At 64.3% G+C, this 21,102-nt stretch carries 15 protein-coding genes and 2 tRNA genes; 9 read left to right on the top strand and 8 right to left on the bottom strand.

What is annotated here, in order from left to right; all coding sequences use genetic code 11:
- Positions 1-33: 33 nt before the first annotated feature.
- Positions 34-1,980 carry an FAD/NAD(P)-binding protein gene (locus ACIPV6_RS09680; protein ID WP_400270660.1) on the bottom strand — a complete coding sequence of 649 codons (1,947 nt, stop codon included), beginning with the start codon at positions 1,978-1,980 and terminating at the stop codon, positions 34-36.
- A 60-nt stretch (positions 1,981-2,040) separates the two neighbouring features.
- Here ACIPV6_RS09680 and ACIPV6_RS09675 point away from each other — a divergent pair, with 60 nt between their 5' ends.
- Both ACIPV6_RS09675 and ACIPV6_RS09670 read left to right on the top strand, forming a co-directional pair.
- The gene (locus ACIPV6_RS09675; RefSeq protein ID WP_400270659.1) at positions 2,041-4,275 is read left to right on the top strand and encodes a prolyl oligopeptidase family protein; all 2,235 of its coding nucleotides are present in this window, start codon (positions 2,041-2,043) and stop codon (positions 4,273-4,275) included.
- A 68-nt stretch (positions 4,276-4,343) separates the two neighbouring features.
- Positions 4,344-4,432: transfer RNA gene (locus ACIPV6_RS09670), tRNA-Ser, on the top strand.
- Positions 4,433-4,506: 74 nt separating this feature from the next.
- Here ACIPV6_RS09670 and ACIPV6_RS09665 read toward each other — a convergent pair.
- A complete protein-coding gene (locus tag ACIPV6_RS09665) occupies positions 4,507-5,937 on the bottom strand; it encodes an MFS transporter (protein ID WP_400270658.1) in 1,431 nt (476 codons plus the stop codon).
- 81 nt (positions 5,938-6,018) lie between these two features.
- Positions 6,019-8,184, bottom strand: a complete 2,166-nt coding sequence (locus tag ACIPV6_RS09660) for a RecQ family ATP-dependent DNA helicase (protein WP_400270657.1) — start codon at positions 8,182-8,184, stop codon at positions 6,019-6,021.
- 126 nt (positions 8,185-8,310) lie between these two features.
- Between ACIPV6_RS09660 and ACIPV6_RS09655 the strand changes: the two genes are divergently transcribed.
- The 4 genes from ACIPV6_RS09655 to ACIPV6_RS09640 all read left to right on the top strand — a co-directional run bounded on the left by ACIPV6_RS09655 (position 8,311) and on the right by ACIPV6_RS09640 (position 12,054).
- Entirely contained in the window at positions 8,311-9,729 is a 1,419-nt protein-coding gene (locus tag ACIPV6_RS09655; protein ID WP_397326020.1) for a phosphomannomutase/phosphoglucomutase, read from the top strand.
- Between the two features lie 24 nt (positions 9,730-9,753).
- Positions 9,754-10,221, top strand: coding sequence for a hypothetical protein (locus ACIPV6_RS09650; protein WP_400270656.1), 468 nt, complete (start codon positions 9,754-9,756; stop codon positions 10,219-10,221).
- Positions 10,222-10,245: 24 nt separating this feature from the next.
- Complete coding sequence (locus ACIPV6_RS09645; RefSeq protein ID WP_400270655.1) at positions 10,246-10,740, top strand: RrF2 family transcriptional regulator; 495 nt, start codon at positions 10,246-10,248, stop codon at positions 10,738-10,740.
- 144 nt (positions 10,741-10,884) lie between these two features.
- A complete protein-coding gene (locus ACIPV6_RS09640) occupies positions 10,885-12,054 on the top strand; it encodes a globin domain-containing protein (RefSeq protein ID WP_400270654.1) in 1,170 nt (389 codons plus the stop codon).
- Positions 12,055-12,145: 91 nt separating this feature from the next.
- Here ACIPV6_RS09640 and ACIPV6_RS09635 read toward each other — a convergent pair whose 3' ends face one another.
- On the bottom strand, positions 12,146-13,972 hold the full coding sequence (locus ACIPV6_RS09635; RefSeq protein WP_400270653.1) for a phosphoenolpyruvate carboxykinase (GTP): 1,827 nt from the start codon (positions 13,970-13,972) through the stop codon (positions 12,146-12,148).
- 285 nt (positions 13,973-14,257) lie between these two features.
- Between ACIPV6_RS09635 and ACIPV6_RS09630 the strand changes: the two genes are divergently transcribed.
- Positions 14,258-14,331 (top strand) — tRNA-Arg (locus ACIPV6_RS09630).
- Positions 14,332-14,556: 225 nt separating this feature from the next.
- On the opposite strand, the gene ACIPV6_RS09625 is transcribed toward ACIPV6_RS09630, so the two are convergent.
- The 3 genes from ACIPV6_RS09625 to ACIPV6_RS09615 are packed head-to-tail and all read right to left on the bottom strand — an operon-like array spanning position 14,557 to position 17,526.
- On the bottom strand, positions 14,557-15,513 hold the full coding sequence (locus ACIPV6_RS09625) for a fumarylacetoacetate hydrolase family protein (protein WP_400270652.1): 957 nt from the start codon (positions 15,511-15,513) through the stop codon (positions 14,557-14,559).
- Positions 15,510-16,295, bottom strand: a complete 786-nt coding sequence (locus ACIPV6_RS09620; protein WP_400270651.1) for a cyclase family protein — start codon at positions 16,293-16,295, stop codon at positions 15,510-15,512. The genes ACIPV6_RS09625 and ACIPV6_RS09620 overlap by 4 nt, the downstream gene beginning before the upstream one ends.
- On the bottom strand, positions 16,288-17,526 hold the full coding sequence (locus ACIPV6_RS09615) for an MFS transporter (protein ID WP_400270650.1): 1,239 nt from the start codon (positions 17,524-17,526) through the stop codon (positions 16,288-16,290). The genes ACIPV6_RS09620 and ACIPV6_RS09615 overlap by 8 nt, the downstream gene beginning before the upstream one ends.
- Positions 17,527-17,673: 147 nt before the next feature.
- Here ACIPV6_RS09615 and ACIPV6_RS09610 point away from each other — a divergent pair, with 147 nt between their 5' ends.
- Complete coding sequence (locus tag ACIPV6_RS09610; protein WP_400270649.1) at positions 17,674-18,294, top strand: TetR/AcrR family transcriptional regulator; 621 nt, start codon at positions 17,674-17,676, stop codon at positions 18,292-18,294.
- 97 nt (positions 18,295-18,391) lie between these two features.
- On the opposite strand, the gene ACIPV6_RS09605 is transcribed toward ACIPV6_RS09610, so the two are convergent.
- Positions 18,392-19,120 (bottom strand): FadR/GntR family transcriptional regulator, encoded by a 729-nt coding sequence (locus ACIPV6_RS09605; protein ID WP_397323857.1) that lies wholly within the window; start codon positions 19,118-19,120, stop codon positions 18,392-18,394.
- A gap of 320 nt (positions 19,121-19,440) precedes the next feature.
- On the opposite strand from ACIPV6_RS09605, the gene ACIPV6_RS09600 reads away from it, so the two are divergent.
- Positions 19,441-21,063, top strand: coding sequence for an ABC transporter substrate-binding protein (locus ACIPV6_RS09600; protein WP_400270648.1), 1,623 nt, complete (start codon positions 19,441-19,443; stop codon positions 21,061-21,063).
- Positions 21,064-21,102 lie beyond the last annotated feature (39 nt).

The raw sequence follows: 21,102 nt of genomic DNA, 5'->3' as shown, positions 1-21,102 counted from the left end.
CATCAGTGAGGGGCTCCTCCTCCGCGCCACGCGTCAGAGCTTCAGGATGCTGCGGGCGATCTCGTCGGCATCGCGGAGGGTCCGTTGCCCGCTCCTGTACGCCCTGCCCTTGGTGGGCCGTGCCTCCGCCGCGATGGCCGTTCCCCACTGTGTGGCGGACAACTGAAGGCTCAGCACATACATCCCCCGGGTCACCGAACCGTTCGCCGCCACAGGACGGTAAGGGTGCGGTTCAACGTCCAAGCCCGTGGTCTGCACCGGAGTTCCCTCGACGCTCATCATGATCTTGGTGCGGACCAGGCCGTCCTCCAACAGCTGTTCCAGGAGCGGCGAGATGTTCATCCCCACGCGGTTCGCCGGCGACATCGCCTCGATCAGCGTCCGCGCCTGCGCGGGAACGTCCCGGACCCAGGGCGAAAAAGCGCGGAACACTTTGGCGTTGCGATCAACACTGAACTTGGGGTCGGGTCCCACGAAACTCACGACGCCGGCGCGCGCCAGGGCGGCCAACTGTTCCGACCGCAGCGCCGGAGGTCCGCTGGCCAGCCCCTCCACGAATGATTCGAACCAGCCCCGCAATTCAGCCACCCACGATTCGTCCGTGATGCCGCCGTCGGCCACTACTGTCTTGAGGATCGCCCGGCCGGTGTGCAGGGCGCCGATGGCCATCTTCACGGGGTCGGATTCGCCCAGCGCGGAGCGCCGTGCGTCGTCGTCGAGGTAGTCCGTGACGGCTTTGTCCAGCTCCCTGCGTGAGGAAAACGTCCGGCCGGCCAAGGGTGCTGCAAGCCCCTTCAGGTTCAGTCGGCGGGAGGCCACAACATGCTTTTCCACGAGCGCACCCACGGCGCTTTCCCAGTTGCCCGTCGCGTGGGCGTGGGGCTGCAAGGCGTCTTCCAGGTCCGCGAGGAACTGCTCCGGATCCCGGATCGCCGCTGGTTGCGATCCCGCCAGCGTGGCGTAGTAGGCCCAGAGGGCGTCGCGGTGCAGGAGGGGCCACAGGTCGTGATCGAAGCCCGGCTGGATTCCAGCGGCCTTGAAACGGTCCATGGCGGCCTCTGTGAGGTACCGGAGCGTGATGCTCGTGGCGTAGTAGCCGGACAGCCCGGCCTTGGCGCGGTACGGGGTGCCCCTTCGAGAAGCAGCGATGATCTTGGGTTCGCGGCCGGAGGGACGGTATTCGAGCGTACCCGTCCCGGGAGCCACCGAGTCCACGAACTTGCCGCCCCGGCCTTCCGTCAACTGCCCCATCACGTCGAAGAAATTCAGTCCCATGCCACGGACCAGGACGGGCTCGTTATCCGGAACGCGTGTCCAGTCCACATCGGCCGGAGGAGCGGGCGGGAAGTAGAGCAGGCCCTGTTCCCGCGCCGCGGTTTCGAAAGAGCGCTGCTCAGGGTTCAAACGGGACTCAATGTGCCCCAGCGCAAGGACCACCGAACCGACGGTGAGGCTACCGCCGTCGGCCAGTTCGACGTCGAACATGTCGCCAACCGGCCGCGCCGCAATGGCGGTGGTTTCATGGAAGGTGACCTCGACGCCGTCGGGCAGCCGTTGCAGCAGCTCCGCGAGGGTCTGGCGCAAATAGCGACCGTAGATGGCACGGCTGGGGAAGTTGTCCGACTCGAGGGTGGCCAGCTCCGCCTTTTCGGCCTGGTTCAGCCCCTGGCCATCACGACGCCGGGTGACCCGCCATTCGTCGAACGACGTCCCCGCCAAGGGCGGCGCGAGTTCGGGATCCTCGGGAATGAGCGTCGGATAGAACGACTGGGTGTTCATCAGGTACAGCCGCGACTGGTCCGGCTGCCACACGTGGCCCGAACCGGCCGGGTAAGGATCAATGACGTGGATGTGGAGCGTTGCGGTCACAATCGCCTGGTCCGTGGTGGCTGCCCAGTTGGCGAGCAGCCGCTCAAGCACACTGGTACCCCGGGGGCCCGCCCCCACCAGGGCAACACGGATGATTTGCGATTTAGCCACGCTCAAGCCTAACGTCCGTGTGACTTGCTTCCCCGTGAAAAGAGTTGCTTGGATGGGGCGATGACCACCACAGAAGCTGATCAGACGCCACTCCCCGAAGACCGCCCCGCTACCGGACCCCGCCACGCCGCCGATGTGGCAGCGGAACCGACGGATGAGAATGTCTGGCTGGAAGACATCCACGGCGAAGAGCAGCTGGCCTGGGTCCGCGAGCAAAACGCCCGCACCGAGGACCTGCTGGAAGACGCCGACTACACTGCCGTGGAGGCCGGAATCCTCGAAGTCCTGGACTCCACCGACCGGATCGCCATGGTGAACAAGCGCGGCGACTTCTACTACAACTTCTGGAAGGACCGGGAGCACCCCAAGGGCCTGTGGCGCCGCACTACGTGGGAAAGCTACCTTTTGTCCGAACCTGTTTGGGATGTGCTGCTGGACGTTGATGCCCTCGCCGAGGCCGAGGGCGTGGAGTGGGTCTTCCACGGTGCCGGGTTCCTGCGTCCCGCGCCCGGAGCCGAGTACCGTCTGGCGATGGTTTCGCTCTCCCCCGACGGCGGCGACGCCAACCGGTACCGCGAGTTCGACGTCGAGACCCGCACCTTCGTGGACCCCGCGGCGGGCGGCTTCGACGTGCCAACCGCGAAGGGCAACGTCAGCTGGCTCGATGCCGATACGCTGCTCGTTTCCAGCACGGCAGACGGCCTCCCGTCGACGTCGTCCTCCTACGCCCGGACGGCGGTCCGGCTTCGCCGAGGGCAGTCGTTGGCCTCCGCGGAGCAGGTCTTCGAGATCCCCGAAGACCACATGCTCGCAATGGTGGCCCACGACGCCACCCCGGGCTACGAGCGGACCTTCGCAGTGGATTACATCGACTTCTACAACCGGAGCACGTGGCTGCTCCGCGACGATTCGTGGGTGGCCATCGAGGTACCCACGGACGTGAACATCAGTGCGCACCGGGAGTGGCTCATGTTCCGGCCCCAGAAGGACTGGTCCTTGGCCGATGTTGTCTACCCCGCAGGCTCGCTCCTGGCAGCCGACCTGGACGCGTGGCTCGCCGGATCGCGGGCGGTCGTTGTGCTGTTTACCCCGGACGAGCACACGTCCCTCCAGTCCTGGAGCTGGACCCGGGACTACCTCCTGCTGAACCTGCTGCACGATGTTTCCTCGGAAATCCGTGTGCTGGACCCCAGCCGCCTCGACTCTGCCGGGTCCTGGGCCTCCAGCACCCTGGACGCCTGCCCGCCCCTCCACGACGTCAACGCCTACGCCGTGGATGACGAGGATGAATCCGGCGCCGGAAACGACTATTGGCTGGTGGCCACCGGCTTCACGACGCCCACCACGCTCACCCGAGGCACTTTGACGTCCGGGGAAGCCGTGTACTCCCTCGACACCGGGCGGACCGGGGGTGTCAACAGCCGGCACGAAGAGGTGAAACGGTCGCCGTCGTTCTTCAACGAAGCCGGGTACGAGGTTCAGCAACACTTCGCCACCTCCGCAGACGGCACCCGCGTGCCCTACTTCCAGGTGGCCTCGAAGGACCTGGTCCTGGACGGCCAAAACCCCACTCAGCTCTCCGGTTACGGCGGATTCGAAGTGTCCCGCACCCCCGCGTACAGCGGAACGGTGGGCCGTGCCTGGTTGGAGCGCCGCACCACCGGGCCGGATTCGCATGCCCGGGGTGGCGTGTACGTGGTGGCCAACATCCGTGGCGGCGGCGAATACGGGCCCTCCTGGCACCGCGCAGCACTCCAGGAGAACCGTCACCGCGCCTACGAAGACTTCGCTGCCGTTGCCCGGGACCTGATCTCACGCGGAGTCACCAGCCGGAAGCGCCTCGGCTGCGTGGGCGGTTCCAACGGCGGGCTGCTTGTGGGCAACATGCTCACCCGATACCCCGAATTGTTCGGGGCCGTCTCCTGCGGAGTGCCGTTGCTGGACATGCGCCGCTACTCCAAGCTCTCCGCCGGGTACTCCTGGATTGCCGAATACGGCGACCCGGACGTTCCAGCGCAGTGGGAGTTCATCCGCACCTTCTCCCCGTACCACCTGTTGCACGACGGTGTGGACTACCCGGAGACGTTCATCTGGACCGCCACCTCCGACGACCGTGTTGGCCCCGTCCAGGCCCGCAAGATGGCAGCCCGCATGCAGGCCATGGGCATACGCAACGTGTGGTTCCACGAAGCTTTGGAAGGCGGCCATGCCGGAGCATCGGACAACCGGCAGGCTGCCGCCCTCCAGGCCCGGAGCAACCATTTCCTGTGGAGGGCGCTGGCCGGAATCAACTGACGCTCCTGGCCTGTTTTGCACTGGGCCGCCGGTTCTGCGTATCCTTGGTGGGCTAGCAATAGCGGATTGGAGACGTGCCAGAGCGGCCGAATGGACTTCACTGCTAATGAAGGGTCGGGGTTAAACTCGACCGGGGGTTCAAATCCCCCCGTCTCCGCGAATTGGTCCCGGTTTTCGAACCGGGACCTTTTGCGTTTTAACCGCTCCCCTAACCGGTTGTGGGTCCCGGATCTACCGCCGGGAGCCGGCGCTGACTTCGGCTCCCGCATGGCGGTGCAGCGTCAGGCTGTCGATCGTGCTGACCAGCATCAGGACGGCCATGGCCAGGAACGCCCCCTTGTAGGCGGTCACATGGTCGGCGCCGAACAGATGGGTGGCGTCGAACAACCGAAGGAACAAGGCTCCGACGGCGATTCCCGCTCCCGCCGCCAGTTGGACCAAGGTGGCTGAAATGGCGTTGGCGGAGGGCAACTGTTCGGGAATGATGTCCGCGTACTGGACGGAAGCGTAGGCGGAAAACCCGATGGACCGGAAGGCACCGCTCAGGAGCAGGAGTCCGAAGATGACCGGCTCGGGTGTCTGCGCGGTAAGGAACGCGCAAAGGGCAAACGTGACCGCGGAGGCAAACGAAGCGAATACCAGCACTGCCTTGAAGCCGAAGCGCCTGATAAGCGGAGTGGTTGCGGGTTTGATGCCGATGTTGCCCACAAAGACGGCTGCCACCATGACGCCGGCCTTCAGCGGATCCCAGCCGAAACCGTCCTGGAACATGAGGGGCAGGAGGAATGGCACAGAGCTGATCGTCAGGCGGTAGATAAACCCACCGGTGGACGTGGCCCGGAACGTCCTGGTCCCGAACACGTCCAGTTTGAACAGCGGTACCTTGGCCCTCGCCATCCACCAGACGGCACCCGCCAGCGACAAGACACCCGCAGCAACCACGACGGCGGCAACGGACCCAGGAGCGTGGCCACCCAGGGTTTCCAGCCCTACCACCAAGGCGCCGACGCCGAGCGTGGTCAGCAGCAGCCCGAACCAGTCCAGCCTGCGCTTTCCGTCGCCGGCGGTCTTCGGCACAAGCCGCAATGCCGCGATGAAAGCTGCGAGGCCCAGCGGGACGTTGATGATGAAGATCCAGTGCCAGGACAGGAACGTGGTCAGCGCCCCGCCCACCATGGGGGCCAGGACCGGTGCCAGGAGTCCGGGCCACACGAGGAAAGCCGTCGCCCGGAGGAGTTCGGATTTCGGCGTTCCCCGCAGCACCACCAAGGTGCCCACGGGAACCATCATGGCTCCCCCTGCACCTTGGGCAATGCGGCTCAGGGTGAGCATGGTCAGGTCCTGGCTGACGGCGCAGAGCAGCGACGCGACGGTGAAGACAGCGATGGCCAGGCAAAACACCCTTCGCGCCCCCAACCGTTCAGCGAGCCAACTGCTCAACGGGATGCCCATTGCCACTGTCACGAGGTAGGCCGTCATGGTGATGTTGACGTCTGCGGCCGGGACCCGGAAATCGGAGGCGATGCTGGGGACGGCCGTGGTGAGGATGGTGCCGTCGAGGAACTCCATGAAGAACGTTGCGGCCACCAGCAGCGCCAACCTCGGCTGCCAGGTGCTCTCCGTGGCGGTGGCAGCGTCGGTCTGGTTCGAATCTGTGGTCATTGCTCCGGTCCAAAGTCAGGATGGACGGCCCGCGCGGGGCTATCAGGCGTGTTTCATCGATCCTATAGAGACAATGACCCTCTACCCAGCCTGCGCCAACGCCAGCGGAAGGACCGGCCCCGCACCCGCCAACCGCAGGGCCCGGGCGGCCACGGTCATGGTCCAGCGGCTGTCAACGAGGTCATCCACCAGGAGCACCGGCTGCCCAGCTGTTGCGGCGAGCGCTTGGCCCAGTTCGGGGCCCACCACCAGCCGGTCCCATACTCCTGCAAGCCGGTAGGCACTGTTGCCTCCGCGGGATCCTGTGGGTCCGCCATGCTGCGGCTCTAAGGACCCCAGGTAGGGCATACGGCCGATGCTGGCGATTCCCCGTGCCAAGGAGTCCACCAATTGCGGTTTGCTCCTGGAGGGTAGGCTCACCACAGCGGCAGGCCTGCCCACTCCGCTCCAGGCAGTTCCACCATCCGCACCCGACCACTCGCGCAGTACCTGAACGCAGGCCTGGAGCATGGCCGGGTCCACCTCGCGGTCTGCAGCTCCTGCCGCGAAGAGCTCGCGAAGCGCGCCTCCCCAGCCCAGGTCCGTGAGACGGGCCAGGACACGCCCCTCAGCGACGCCCTCATCCGGCTTGATCTTGCCCTTGACGGGCACCCCCAGCCGGTCCATCCCGGACGGCCACTGCAGGCGGGGTTCCACGGCGATGCCCACCCTGCGCAGTGTCTGTCCTGCGGCGTCCACTGCGGCCGCGGCAATATCGTCCGGGAACCAGCGTCCCGCGCAGTTATCGCAGCGTCCGCACGGTGCCGCGGTCTCGTCATCCAGCACGGAGGTGATGTATTCCATGCGGCACCCTGAGGTGTCCTGGTAGATGATCATGGAGTCCTGCTCGTCCACCCGGGCCTCGGCAATGCGTGAGTATCGCTCGGCGTCATAGACCCACGGCTGGCCGGTGGACCGCCATCCCCCGCCCACGCGCTCCACGGCGCCGTCCACGGCCAGGACCTTGAGCAGCAACTCCAGTGGTGTCCGGCGCAGGTCCACGCGGGCTTCCAGCGCAACCGTGGACAGTGCGGACCGTGCATCCGCGAGGACGTCCAGTACGGCCGCGGCCTTTTCCGCGGAGGGCATGGAGGCCGTGGCGAAGTACTGCCAGATCTCGCGGTCCTCGGATCCCGGAAGCAGGAGGACATCGGCGTTGGCTGCCCCACGTCCGGCACGGCCCACTTGCTGGTAGTACGCCACGGGCGAGGAGGGCGCCCCTAAATGGATAACGAATCCCAGGTCCGGCTTGTCGAAGCCCATGCCCAACGCGGACGTGGCAACGAGGGCCTTGACCTGGTTGTCCTTCAGGAGCTGCTCGGCGCGCTCCCGTTCGGCGGGGTCCGTCCTGCCTGTGTAGGACAAAACGTTGTGCCCGGCTTCGGCGAGCAGCCTCGCGGTGTCCTCGGCCGCCGAGACTGTGAGGGTGTAGATGATTCCACTGCCAGGCAGGTCCGCCAGGTGGGTCAGCAACCAGCCAAGCCTGTCCCGGGAGTTCTCGAGGTTCAGCACGCCGAGCCGCAGGGATTCCCTGCCCAGTGCTCCCCTGATGGTCAGGACGCCTTCGCCGAGTTGTTCTTCGATGTCATGGACCACGCGGGAGTTGGCCGTGGCGGTGGTGGCCAGCACGGGCACGCTCGGCGGAAGCTGGGCGATCAGGTCCGCGATCCGCCGGTAGTCGGGCCTGAAGTCGTGCCCCCAGTCCGAAATACAGTGGGCCTCATCGATCACCAGCAGGCCGGTGCGCCTGATCAGTTCAGGAAGCTGGTTCTCGCGGAAGGAGGGGTTGGTGAGCCGCTCCGGGGACACCAACAACACGTCAACGTCGTCGGCCGCGAGCTGTTCCAGCACGGAGTCCCATTCCAGGGCGTTGGCCGAGTTGATGGCCACCGCCCGCACGCCGGCCCTCGCTGCGGCGGCAACCTGGTCCCGCATCAGCGCCAGGAGCGGCGAGACTATCAGGGTGGGGCCAGCACCGCGCCTGCGCAGCAACAGGGACGAGACGAAGTAGACCGCCGATTTCCCCCAACCGGTGCGCTGGACCACCAGTGCCCGCCTCCCGCCGTCCACCAAAGCCTCGATGGCCTCGAACTGGCCGTCGTGGAACTCCGCCTCCGGGTGTCCCACGAGCTCACGGAGGCAGGCAAGGGCCTGCTCACGGGTGGGTGTTTGCACGGAAACAGAAGGAATGTGGGGGTTGGAGGCCATGTACCCCAGTATTGCAGCCGGCCCTGACAGCCAGGACCCCGTCGACGGGCTATGTGGACAACGGCTATCCACATGTACCCTGCGCCGGTTCATGCCCATTTGCACTGCCACAGTAGGATTGAGCGCGTGACTAGCGAGCAGAACAAGACTTTCGACCTCTCGGCTTCCTTCAAGGCGTACGACGTCCGGGGCATCGTGGGGGAATCCATTACGGCTGAGATTGTCCAGGCCGTGGGTGCTGCCTTCATTGACGTCCTTGGCCTTGAGGGCCAAACGGTCCTGGTGGGTGGCGATATGCGTCCGTCCTCGCCGGAGTTCAGCCAGGCGTTCGCCAAGGGCGCTGCTGCCCGTGGCGCGGACGTGCAGTTGCTGGATCTGATTTCCACTGACGAGCTCTACTACGCCTGTGGTGCGTTGAACGCCGCCGGCGCCACGTTTACCGCCAGCCACAACCCGGCCGAGTACAACGGCATCAAGATGGCCAAGGCCGGCGCCCAGCCCATTTCTTCCGAAAGTGGGCTGAAGGAGATCCAGGCCCTGGCCGAGGAGTACCTGAACCAGGGCAGCATCCCTGCCGCGGCAAAGCGCGGCCAGATCGGCGTGCGTGATGTCCTGAAGGACTACGCCGAGTACCTGCGCAAGCTCGTGGACCTTTCCGGGTCGCGGCCTTTGAAGGTTGTTGTGGATGCCGGCAACGGCATGGCCGGCCTGACCACCCCGGCCGTGTTGGGCGACAAGCTGCTCCCCGGCCTGCCTTTTGAGATCGTGCCGCTGTACTTCGAGTTGGATGGTTCGTTCCCGAACCACCCGGCCAACCCTTTGGAGCCGGAAAACCTGCGCGACCTCCAGGCAGCTGTCCTCAAGCACGGCGCCGACATCGGCCTGGCCTTCGACGGCGATGCCGACCGGTGCTTCGTGGTCGACGAGAAGGGCGAGCCTGTATCGCCGTCGGCCATCACGGGCATGGTGGCCCGCCGGGAGATCGCCCGCGCGAAGGCCGCCGGCGAGGAAACCCCCGTGATCATCCACAACCTGCTGACATCCAAGGCCGTGCCGGAACTCGTAGCCCAGGACGGCGGCCGAGCGGTCCGTACCCGCGTGGGCCACTCCTTCATCAAGGCAGTGATGGCCCAAGAGGGTGCGGTTTTTGGTGGAGAGCACTCGGCACACTTCTACTTCCGTGACTTCTGGAACGCAGACACCGGCATGCTGGCAGCCATGCACGTCCTGGCCGCGTTGGGTGAGCAGGACGGCCCGTTGTCCGAGCTTGGCCGCCAGTACGAGCCTTACGTTTCCTCCGGTGAGATCAACTCGGAAATCGAGGACAAGGCCGCGGCCGTGGAACGCGTCCGCGCTGACTTCGCCTCCGAGGACATCGAGATCGACCATATGGACGGCAGCACCTTCAGCGCCAAGGACGGCAGCTGGTGGTTCAACCTCCGGCCTTCCAACACCGAGCCCTTCCTCCGGCTGAACGCCGAAGCCAAGGACCACGCCACCATGGAAAAGATCCGCGACCGCGTCCTGGCAATCGTCCGGGGCTAGGAACGCAGAGGAAAAACTGACACCATGAGCCAAAACCCTCAAGCAACGGGGCAGCCGGCCGGACAAGATTCCACCACTGACCAGGACCGCGAGCTCCGCGACACCCTGGGCACCGCCATTGGCACGGCCCAGGAGCACCTCCTCCAAAACGGTGGCTTCCTCCCTTTCGGCATCACCCTGTCCCACGACGGCGAGCTCCGGATCGTCCTGGTCACCCCGAACGAGCCGGATGAGAACGGCGAGCTGGACGCGGAACAAATGCTGGCCGATGTCCAGGAGTTGTTGCGCCAAGGCCGTGACGGCTACCGCGCCGTGGCCATTGCCTATGACGTATCCTTGCCGGACCATGGATCGGACGGCATCACCGGCGCGGCCGAGCACCGGGATGGCGGCGTCCTGGCCGCCATCGTTCCTTACACGCAAACCAAGGACGGTTTCACCTTCGGTGCCATGGAAGCAGACACCCATGAGCCCACCGTCTGGGTGGACTAGACCTCACGACGTTAGGCAGATGCCATGAAGATCAACGCGTTCGCAGATGTGAGCCTCCGCGCTGTCATGGTCCTGGCCGCAGCTCCTGACGGAACGCTGTTGACCACACAGGCTGTGGCGGATGCTGTTGGCACGCCCTACAACCACGTCAGCAAGGCCATGGTCCGGCTGCGGGAACTCGGTCTGATCGATGTTGAACGCGGCCGGCTCGGGGGGTCCCGGCTGAACGCCTCCGGGCGCAAAGCCACGGTGGGCCAACTGCTGCGCCACCTCGACAGCCGACAGGACCCTGCCGAGTGCCAGTCCCCCAACGGCGACTGCCCTCTCCTCACCGAATGCGGGCTCCGCCACGCCATGAAACGGGCGCGCGAAGCCTTCTACCGGGAACTCGATGGCGTGGTGATCGCGTCGCTGCCGCATGCCCGCCAGATGGCCCCGGTATTCCAAACCATCGGACTGCGGCCACAGTTCCAGGCCGGAATTTCGCCCGCGACCGAAGCCACGGTCGCCGCTCCGTAAACCCCTCCGCGACACACTGCGTCGCGATTTGCACATGTTTTCTACGAGGAGTAGAAATTGACGTGTAAATACACGCATTCAAAATACGTATATTTTATGCCTCACGTCCGGACAACCCAGCCGGACCCCGACCCCAGGAGAACCATGCTCTCGGAAAAGTCCCGCCCCATCATTGAAGCCACTCTTCCGCTGGTCGGATCGCGGATCGGAGAAATCACCGCAGATTTCTACAACCGCCTTTTCACGGCACATCCGGAACTCCTGGACGGCCTGTTCAGTCGCTCCAACCAGCGCTCGGGTGAACAGCAGAGGGCGCTGGCCGGGAGCATCGCAGCCTTCGCCACGCACTTGGTCAACAACCCGGGCAGCCTTCCGGAAAAGGTACTCTCCCGCATCGCCCACAAGCACGCCTCGCTGGGGATCGTCGAGGAGCAGTACGGAGTGGTCTACGAACACCTGTTTGCAGCCATCGCCGCTGACCTGGCCGACGTCATTACTCCAGAGATCGCAGAGGCCTGGACCGAGGTCTACTGGCTCATGGCCGATGCGCTGATCAAGCTGGAGAAGGACCTCTACGCAGCCCAGGCCAACACCCGGATGTGGACCCCGTGGCGCGTGGTGTCCAAGCAAGCCGCGGGCAAGGACTCCATGACATTCACCTTGGAACCGGCGGACGAAACCCCCGTCACCGCGGCAAAACCCGGCCAGTACGTCAGCGTCAAGGTGACGCTGCCCGATGGCCTCCGCCAAGTCCGCCAGTATTCCCTGTCGGGCAGCGCCGGAACCAGCCGTATTTTCACCACCAAGCTCAACGACGGCGGCGAGGTGTCCACCGCCCTGCACACCGCCGTCGAGCGTGGAGACATCCTGGAAATCTCCAACCCGTACGGCGAGATCACGCTCAAGGAGGGCGAAGGGCCCGTGATCCTGGCCTCGGCGGGGATCGGCTGCACCCCAACCGCTTCCATCCTGCGCTCCCTCGCCGATGCCGGCACCGGGCGTGACGTCCTGGTCCTGCATGCCGAACGGTCCATGGATACTTGGGCCCTCAGCGGCCAGATGACCGCGGACGCTGCCAGGATCGATGCCCAACTGCAGCTCTGGTTTGAGACCCCGCAACCCGGCGCAACCGCCGGAGCAAAACAAGGCTTCATGTCCCTCCGCGAGGTCGATCTGCCCGCGGATGCTTCGCTGTACCTCTGCGGCCCGCTGCCCTTCATGAAGAAGATCCGGGACGAAGCCATCGAGGCGGGCATCCCGGCCACGCGCATCCACTACGAAGTGTTCGGACCGGACGTCTGGCTCGCCAACTAACGCTTAAACCACGACGACGGCCTGTCACCTTTCCAGCGAAAGGTGACAGGCCGTCGTCGTGCACTTAAGGACGCCGTTGTCCCTAAGGGGTCTAGGCCAGGCGGCTCTTCAGGCCATCCAGCTCGGACTGCAGCGCCGCCGGGAGGGATCCGCCGAAGTTGGCGAACCATTCCTCAATGGAGGCGAGCTCAGTTGCCCACTCGTCGGCGTCAACGCGAACCGCGGCCTCAACCTCGGCCGGGGTCATATCCAGGCCTTCGAGGTCGATCGACTCGCCGGTCGGAACGAAGCCGATCGGGGTCTCCACTGCGTCGGCCTTGCCCTCGAGGCGCTCGATGGCCCACTTGAGCACACGGGCGTTGTCCCCGAAGCCGGGCCAGGCGAAGCCACCCTCGGCAGTGCGGCGGAACCAGTTGACCAGGAAGATCTTCGGCAGGCGCTCCGGGTTGCCCTTGGCGGACAGGTTGACCCAGTGGTTCAGGTAGTCGCCGGCGTCGTAGCCGATGAACGGGAGCATGGCCATGGGGTCGCGGCGGACAACACCAACTGCGCCGGCGGCGGCAGCGGTGGTCTCCGAGGAGAGCGTGGAACCCATGAAGATGCCGTTGGACCAGTCGCGGGCCTCGGTGACCAGGGGGATAGTGGTCTTGCGGCGGCCACCGAACAGGATTGCGGAGAGCTCCACGCCTTCGGGGCTGAAGTATTCCTCGGCCAGCATGTCGATCTGGTCGATCGGCGTGCAGAAGCGGGAGTTCGGGTGGGCGGCAGGCTTGTCGGAGTCCGGTGTCCAGGACTCACCGCGCCAGTCGGTCAGGTGGGCCGGGGTTTCCTCGGTCATGCCTTCCCACCACACGCCACCATCGTCGGTCAGTGCAACGTTGGTGAAGATGCTGTTGCCCTTGGCGATGGCGCGCATGGCGTTGGGGTTGGTGCCCCAACCGGTGCCGGGAGCAACGCCGAACAGGCCGGCTTCGGGGTTGACGGCGCGAAGTTCGCCTTCCTTGCCGAAACGCATCCAGGTGATGTCGTCACCCAGGGTCTCAACCTTCCAGCCCTTGATGGTGGGGTCGAGCAACGCAAGGTTGGTCTTGCCGCAAGCGGACGGGAAAGCAGCGGAAACGTAGTAGGTCTTCTGCTCCGGGGAGGTCAGCTTGAGGATGAGCATGTGCTCAGCCAGCCAGCCCTCGTCGCGGGCCATGACCGAGGCGATTCGCAGCGCGTAGCACTTCTTGCCCAGCAGGGCGTTGCCGCCGTAGCCGGAGCCAAAGGACCAGATGGAACGCTCTTCGGGGAAGTGGACAATCCACTTTTCCGGGTTGCAAGGCCACGCAACATCAGCCTGTCCGGCTTCGAGGGGCGCGCCGAGCGAGTGCAGGGCCGGAACGAAGAAGGCGTCAGTCTGGGTGATGCGGTCCAGGACGTCCGTGCCGATGCGGGCCATGATGCGCATGGAAGCCACGACGTAGGCGGAGTCGGTGATCTCAACGCCAAACTTGGGGTCTTCGGCATCCAGGTGGCCCATGACGAACGGGATGACGTACATGGTGCGACCGCGCATGGAGCCGGCGAACAGTCCGCGCAGCTTCTGCTTCATCTCGGCCGGCGCCATCCAATTGTTGGTGAAACCTGCGTCGCGCTCGTTTTCGGAGCAGATGAACGTCTGTTCCTCGACGCGGGCAACGTCCGCCGGATCGGAGAACGCCGCAAAGGAGTTCGGGAACGTCTCCGGGTTGAGGCGCTTCAAGGTGCCGGCCTCGACGAGTTCGTCGGTCAGCTTCTTGTTTTCTGCTTCGCTACCGTCAACCCAGTGGATGCGGTCCGGCTGGGTCAGCTCGGCAACTTCCTCAACCCAGGCCAGCAGGCGTGCATGCGTAGTAGGTGCCTTCTCAAGCAGCGGCAGTCGCGCCAGATCGCCCATTGCGGTTCCCTTCCCTAGGGTTCGGTGGTGTGTCCTAAACGATAGGGGGCGCGGACCAGACCAATCCGCTGTCAGACATCGGACAACCAGGGAACCAAAAAGCAAAAACCGCGGAAATTCAAGGATCTGCGTTTCCAGATGCTCAATTTAAGTGACGAAGGTCACCTAGACCGGTCTAGTAAGCCAGATTACAGCTTTTCGATTTGGAACTTCACATGAACTTCTGTAAAGTTTATTGAGGTTCGAGGGGGTCAGAGAAACAGACCGCCGAGAATCACGCGAAATGCGCCCATAGCTCAGCTGGATAGAGCGTCTGTCTACGGAACAGAAGGTCAGGGGTTCGAATCCCTTTGGGCGCACAAATCAAGACCCGCACCGGTTCGCCGGTGCGGGTCTTTTGTTTTCCCCACGCGTACCCAGCTACACGCTTACCCAACTAAAGGACAGATAACGTTCCACTGAACGCTCGTAGGGACAGGAGCTGTCCCCTAGTTGGGTCGGGCGCAACGCTAACGCAAGGGCCGCCGTCGTACTTCTGCGGAAAGTACGACGGCGGCCCTTGCCTTTTGGTACAGGCGCGGCCGTCAGCGCCCGGGCTTGAACGGCGTTGGCGGGGCGTAGGCTCTGCGACGTGCACGCGGCACGGGGTGAACTGGAACCGCATCACCAATCACATTAGTGAGGGTCCCGAGCCGCTCTACCGTCAGGCTTACAGAGTCTCCCGACTGGAGCGGTGGTGGCGTCTGGGAACCGTGCCACCCCCAGAACTCGGCGAGGCATCCGCCACCGCTGGTACCGGAACCGAGGACGTCCCCTCGCCGCACCCACGTTCCGCGGCTGGCATAGGCCACCAGTTCGGCGAAGCTCCACGCCATGTTGGCCAGGGAATCCGTGGCCAACACCTGTCCATTAACGGACACGCTCATGCCGAGACTGAGGAATCCATCCGAGGTGACATCCGCAACCTCGTCCTTGGTAACGAAGAAGGGACCCAGCGAGGTGGCCGTGTCCTTTCCTTTCGCGGGTCCGAGTCCCACACCCATTTCGGCGCGCTGGAGATCCCGGGCAGACCAGTCGTTCAGGATCATGTAGCCGACGATGTGTGCCTCGGCTTCCTCCACAGAGAGGTTGTATCCGTCGGCGCCGATCACCGCGGCCACTTCCAGTTCGAAGTCGAATTGCCGGGTTCCCGGTGCCATCGGGACGGTGGCGTTATGGCCAATGGCCGCGTGCGGATTCGTAAAGTAGAACGCGGGAGCGTCGTACCAGGCCTGGGGGATGCCCTTGTCCGGGGCAACGGAGCGCAGGGCGCCAATCGTGTGCTGCTCAAAGGTGATGAAGTCCCGGATGCTCGTGACCTCAAGCGGCGGCAAGAGCTCGGCGTCCTGCAGGTCCACCAGCGCACCGCTGGAGGACTGCCAGGGCCAGGCAATCACGTCGAAGGCCTCGAGGCCTTCCGGGTAAAGCCGGCCCGAAACCAAACCGTCGTCGGCCAGCCCAAGGCGAGGCACGCCGTCGTGCATCATCCTGAAGAACTTCACCTCGTAACCTCCTGGTCCAGGATTGCGACGGCGCGGGTCCAGCCGGCGGACGCACCGTGGACCTTCACCGGGAAGCAGGAGACCTGGAAGCCAGTGCTCGGAAGGACCTCCAGGTTGCTGAGCTTTTCGATGTGGCAGTAGCCAATCTCCATGCCAGCTTTGTGGCCTTCCCATATCAAGGAGTTGTCGCCGGTTTCGCCGTATCGTTTGGCCGTGTGGATAAAGGGCGCATCCCAGCTCCAGGCATCGGTACCGGTCACCCGGACACCTCGGCTGGTCAGGTAGAGCGTCGCTTCACGGCCCATTCCGCAGCCTGTGGAGAGGTAGTCGTCCAGCCCATAGCGGGTGCCGGCAGCGGTGTTGACCAGGACGATGTCCCCCGGGGCGAGTTCATGGCCAATCCGGCCCAGTTCCATCTCCACATCGGATGCCGTGGCTACGTAGCCGTCTTCGAAATGCCGAAAGTCCAGTTTCACTCCCCGGCCGAAGCACCATTCCAGCGGAACCTCGTCGATGGTGATGGCCCGGGCACCGCCGTCCATGGTGGAGGCGTAATGGTAGGGGGCGTCCAGGTGTGTTCCGGTGTGGGTAGTGGCTGTGACGCGCTCGATCGCCCAGCCTTCCCCTCCTGGCAAGTCGGACTCGACCATGCCGGGAAAGAAGGAGACCAGATCGCGGGCGGTTTCCTTATGACCGAAGTATTCGATCTCCGGGGTCAGGCCTGGCGGGTCGGAGGCGATGTTGGCCCTGAGGCTGACGGAGAGGTCTACGAGTTTAGGCATGCGTGACGGGTTCCTTGTCTGGATGGATTTCGGCGACAGCAGCGGTGTGCGTCTGCGGCAGGAAGAACATGAGGCAAGCGCCCAACAGGAACACCGCCCCGGAGAGGATGAGACCGGAAGAGAAGCCCCAAGAGGCAGCGATTCCGCCCATGGCCAGGGGTGCGAACGCGGCAATTCCACGGCCAACGTTGAAGCAGAACCCTGCACCCGTGGTGCGGATCCGGGTTGGGTAGAGCTCGCCAAGGTAGGAACCGAAAAGCCCGGCGAAGGTCATGAAGAAGGCATAGAGCGGCCCCATCCAGAGCAGGACTGCCTGGTGGCTGACCAGTCCGTAGAGAGGCATCAGTACACCCGTTCCTGCCAGGGAAAGAATGATCGCATTTCGGCGGCCGATCCTGTCCGCCACCCAACCGAAAGCGAGGTACCCAAGGAACATGCCCAGATTCAGGACGGTCATGAAGAAGCTCACTTGCCGTGGGTCCAGTTCCCGTTCGCTGGAAAGGTAGCTGGGCAGCCACGTGGAAGCGCCATAGAAACCAATGAATGCGCACACCGCCACCAGGGTGGCAACCATGGTTCGCCGCCTGTACGGACCGGTGAACAGCACCCGCGCGGTGACGTTGCCTTCGGGAGTATCGACGGCGGCCGAACGCGCCGCCCGCTCGACGAGCCAGGCTTTGGACTCCGGGAAGAAGAACACCACCATCAGCAACGGAACCAGCGCCGACAACCCCGTGACCAGGAACAGCAGCCGCCAATCCGGCATGAAGAAGCCGGCAATCAAAGCCGCGCTTGCCCCACCCAACGGGTAGGCCGCGAGGACAAAAGCGACAGCCCGCCCGCGCTGTGACGGTGGCCAGGACTCAACGATATACGTGGACAGAACGGACCACACACCACCCAAACCAATGCCGGCAAGGAACCTCAAAGCTACGAACACCCCGTAGTTGGGCACCACGAAAAGCGCCGATGTCAGGGCGACGAAGACCACCATGGAGACGATCAGTGCGACGCGCCGGCCACGGTTGTCAGCCAGCCAACCGGTAATCACACTCGAGCAGCCCATGCCCAGGAGCGTGGCGGTAGCCAGCAAACCTCCCGCCAAGGGCGTCAGCCCCAACTCGGCGCTGATGGCTGGCAACGCGAAGGAGAGCACTGCGATTTCCAGGGCATCAAAGAGGTAGATGACGAACGACCCGAGGAGGATGAACCATTTGGTTCCACGTTTCATGGCGGGGATCCCTTCTGAAGCGGGCGACGTTGCCCGGAGCAGAAACAAAACTTAGACACCCATTCAGTTTCTGCTGGATTAGAATTTATACACCCATTCAGTTTGTGTCAACGCCCGCGGAACCCACGGAGCTATAGGCTGGAAACCATGTCCACAGAAGTGCAGGGAAACACCGCAGGAACGCGGCGGCGCGAGCAGATCCTGGACGTCGCCGTCAGGATGTTCGCGGACCGCGGTTTCGAAGCAACCACCATGCGGGCCGTCGCCGAGGAGATTGGCACCACGGCACCGCTGGTGATCTACCACTTCGCCACCAAACTGGATCTTTACACGGCAGTGTTCGCCCGGTACCAACACCTCAACGAGGAACGCCGCCGGGAGGTACTCGCCGTCGACACCTCGGCGGGTGACGCCGTCGAACGGATCGTGGAAGCGTTTCTCCTGCCAACATTGCGGGCGCAGGAAACGCCGGATGGGAAGCTCTTCGCGCGGCTCGTCCTCCGCGAAGCCTCAGATCCGGCGGCCCACGAGCGCGGCATCCTCGCCGAATACTTCGACCCCATGGCGCGGGACTTCATCACAGTCATGCGCAAGGCGTTGCCGGACAAGCCACCGGGCTTCCACGAATGGGCTTACCTCTTTGGCGTGGGGGCTTTGACGGGCACCGCGCTCCCCCACAGGATCGCGTCACTCTCGGAACGCGAAAACATCAACGATTTCCGTTACGACTACCTTCGCTCGGTCCTCGTGGCCGGCTGGCGCGGTTAGCACCGGCCACGCAGGGAGGTGACGGGCGCGCAGGAACGGAAGGGCCGCCGTCGTACTTTTGCGGAAAGTACGACGGCGGCCCGGGCGTTTGCGTGCGCTACTCGCCAACGGCCTCGCTGATGCGGCGGCGGATGCCATCGAAGTGGCGGTTGAGCAGTTCGGCGGCCAGAACCTTGTCTCCGGCAGCGACGGCCGCATAGATGTTGCGGTGGATGGCCGCGGTCTTCACCAGGTCCTCGTTGCCGGCGCCGATCTCTACATGGATCTTCCGGTAGACCTTCCAGAAGACGCCCATGAGGTTGATCAGGAGTTCGTTGTTGAGGGGTTCGAAGAGGCGGCGGTGGAACTCCGCATCGGCGGCCACGAAGTTTTCGCCGGCGGCAGCCAGGTCTTCCATCTGCTTGACGGCTTCCTCGATCAAGGCAAGCTGCTCGGGCGTCATGACATCGATGGACGTGCCTATGAGTCCGGATTCGAGCGCCTGCCGGACATCCACCAACTGCAGGGCTTCGAGGCCTTGGTGCCGCAGCGACAACCGGCCGCGGAACGTGAGGCCGTCGGCAAGCGCGTCGAAGTTGCTGGGGGCCACGAACATGCCGAAACCGTGGCGGATCTCGATGACGCCCAGAGCCTGGAGCACCTTCAGGGACTCACGGAGTGTGTTCCGGCCGACGCCCAGGGCAACGGACAGCTCGCTTTCCGTGGGCAAGGGATCGCCGGCTTCGAGTTCGCGTTCGAGGATCAGCTCCATAATGTCCGACTGCAAAGCACGCAGGCGTGCCTGTGCACTGAACCGCGCTTGCGGAACCACACCGGAAGTTGTCATGGCGCTCTCCTTGCCAATGCGCTCTCCCGTCAGTGCCGGGCAGCGCGGTGTTAATATTGAGGCGAGCTTAGCGCCCACCGCAGAATGAGTGACTCGCAACATACAATATCGGATGTCCCACGTCCTTGATAAGTATGTAGCGGGAATTCCTCGGATTTCCCGCCAATACTGGCCTGTACCGCCGGTTACGGAGGCCCCGCCAGCTCCCCCGGCACCCGACTCCCGCTTGACGTTCCGTTGTGACCGCCCTTACAGTTTCCATACGAGCATCGGACGTCCTACATCCGATAACCCACGAAACTCGAATGGTGAGGCACCCTATGAGCAAGACGATCCACAGCCTGCCGCTGGTCAACGACGCCAGCCGCCGGAACTTCCTGAAGCTAAGCGGCGCAGTTGGTGCAGCAGCCGCCTTCACGGCAACCCTTTCTGCGTGCGGCGGCGCTGCCAGCACCACCACCAGCAACGCAAGCAACACGGCGGCGGTGAACAGGGACCTCATCATCGAGGCGGGCATCTCCTACGCCCTCTCCACTGGCTTCGACCCGCTGAGCTCCTCCGGCGCAACGCCCATGGCCGCCAACCTGCACATCTTCGAAGGCCTCATCGAACTGCACCCGGCCACCCGCCAGCCTTACAACGCCCTCGCGGCCTCGGACCCCAAGAAGGTCAACGACACCACCTACCAGGTGACCATCCGCGACGGCGCCAAGTTCCACGATGGCTCCCCTGTCACCACCGAGGACGTTGCCTTCTCCTTCACCCGTGTGATGGACCCGGCCAACAAGTCCCTGTTCTCCCAGTTCATTCCGTTCATCCAGGACGTCAAGCCGGTGGACGCGAAGACCGTGGAATTCACGCTCAAGTACGCCTTCCCCGGCTTCGGCCCGCGCATTTCCGTGGTCAAGATCGTCCCCAAGGCACTCGCCACCGACCTCAAGGCCTTCGACGCCAAGCCGGTGGGCTCCGGTCCCTACAAGCTGGTGTCCGCGGTCAAGGACGACAAGATCGTGTTCGAAGCGTTCGCAGACTATAACGGCCCCAAGCCCGCGCTGGCCAAGGGCATGAACTGGCTGCTCCTCTCCGACGCCGCCGCACGCGTCACGGCGGTCCAGTCCGGCCGTGTCCAGGCCATTGAGGACGTCCCCTACCTGGACGTCGACGGCCTGAAGTCCAAGGTCAAGGTTGAATCCGTCCAGTCCTTCGGCCTGCTGTTCCTCATGTTCAACTGTGCCAAGGCTCCGTTCGACAACAAGCTGGTCCGCCAGGCCCTGCACTACGGCATGGACAAGGAAGCCATCATCAAGAAGGCCCTGTTCGGCAACGCCAAGGCCGCCAGTTCATACTTCCAGGAAGGCCATCCGGACTACGTCAAGGCCAAGAACGTCTACGGCTACGACGCCTCCAAGGCTGCAGACCTGCTCAAGCAGGCCGGGGTCAGCAACCTCGAATTCGAACTGCTCACCACGGACACCGCGTGGGTCAAGGACGTTGCTCCGTTGATCCTCGAATCGTGGAACAAGATCCCCGGCGTCAAGGTCACCGTCAAGAACCTCCAGTCCGGCGCCTTGTACAGCGACCGCGTGGGCAAGGGCGACTACACCGTTGTCGCTGCCCCCGGCGATCCGTCCGTCTTCGGCAACGACGCGGACCTGCTCCTGAGCTGGTTCTACTCAGGAGCCACCTGGATGGAAAAGCGCGCCTTCTGGACCACTCCGGAGCGCACCAAGCTGCAGGACCTCATGAACAAGGGTTCGCAGGCCTCCGGCGACGCAGCCAAGAAGACCGTGGGCGAAATCGTGGACCTGGTCTCCGAGGAACTTCCGCTCTACCCGATCTTCCACCGCCAGCTCCCCAGTGCGTGGGACGAGAAGAAGCTCAACGGCTTCAAGCCGCTGCCCACCACGGGCCTGTCGTTCGTCGACGTCGGACGAACTGCCTAAGCCTTGTGAGGCCTGCTCTGCGCGCTAAAACCCCCACTT

Origin of the sequence: Paenarthrobacter sp. NPDC089988, from assembly GCF_044748465.1 — a bacterium.
Taxonomy (GTDB): domain Bacteria; phylum Actinomycetota; class Actinomycetes; order Actinomycetales; family Micrococcaceae; genus Arthrobacter.
The sequence above is the reverse complement of the archived record's forward strand: the minus strand, read 5'-3'. Positions and strand labels throughout refer to the sequence as shown.